The following is a 1107-nucleotide window of genomic DNA, read 5'->3' as shown; positions in this document are numbered from 1 at the left end:
CAGAACGGGTGTGTGGTTCGCGAGAGTACGAAAATGGCCCCTTCACGACATCTGAAGGGGCCTTTTTCGTACTCTCGCGGCCCCTGGCCGTCGGGCTGTGGATAGAACGCTCGCTCGTTCGTGGGAATCGGCATCATCGGGGGATGAAACGACGTCGCGAGCTGCCCCCCACATTGCGCGGCCGACACTTCACCACCCGCCGTGGACGCCACGAGGGCGTATCGCGGAAGCGGATGAGGGGCGTGGACCTTGAGCAGCCGTTTCACGGCATCCGCTCACCACGATTGGGCCCAGCAACGATCGCGACGCTCATAGCGGCATACTCCGAGCGGATGTCGACGGCCCAGTTCTTCAGTCATGTGACGGCAGCGCACCTGCACGGTCTTCCCCTCCCCCGGCGGTTCGCGATGTCAGGCGTGATTCATGTCTGCGTCGACGACCCGGCGGAACGACAGAGAGTGAGGGGGACCGTCGCACACCATGCGCGACCAGGAACGGTACGCCTGGTCGATATCGGCGGTTATCGCGTGGCCGCTCCGGTCGATGTCTGGCGCCAGCTCGCTGCCGTCCTCAGCCTGGATGAACTCATTGTGATGGGAGACGCACTGGTCGGAGGGAGGCGACCGGTGGCGACCATGGCCGAGCTGCGCACCGGCGTGGCGCGCCACGCAGGCAAGCGCGGTGCACGCCGGCTCAGAGAGGCGCTCGAGTGGGTCCGCCCCGGCGTGCTGTCGCCGCGGGAAACCGAGATTCGGCTCCTCCTGGTGCGGGCCGGCCTTCCCGAGCCGGAAGTGAACGCTCCCCTGACGGATAGGTCGGGACGGAAGATTGCGACGGGCGACCTCGTCTACCGGGAGTATCGAGTGCTCGTGGAGTACGACGGCGAGCAGCATCGAACGGACGAAGAGCAGTACCACTGGGACATCGATCGGCTCGATGCGATCATGGAAGCCGATTGGCGGGTGGTTCGCCTGAACAAGACACATATCCGGGTCAGGAGCGCGTCGGCCGTGCGCAAGGTCGACACCGCACTTCGGGATCGCGGCTGGCGCCCCTGACTCACCCGGCCGTCGCATTCGCACCTATCCAGCCCCCGGCATCCCCCAC

1 protein-coding gene is annotated in these 1107 nt (G+C 66.0%); it reads left to right on the top strand.

Translation table 11 applies throughout. The annotated features are described in order from the left end of the window. Window positions 1-242 precede the first annotated feature (242 nt). On the top strand, window positions 243-1058 hold the full coding sequence (locus QN350_RS19640) for a hypothetical protein (protein ID WP_322138656.1): 816 nt from the start codon (window positions 243-245) through the stop codon (window positions 1056-1058). Window positions 1059-1107 lie beyond the last annotated feature (49 nt).

This window comes from Cryobacterium sp. 10I5 (assembly GCF_035019865.1).
GTDB lineage: Bacteria > Actinomycetota > Actinomycetes > Actinomycetales > Microbacteriaceae > Cryobacterium > Cryobacterium breve_A.
This window is presented reverse-complemented; position numbering and strand designations above follow the sequence as displayed.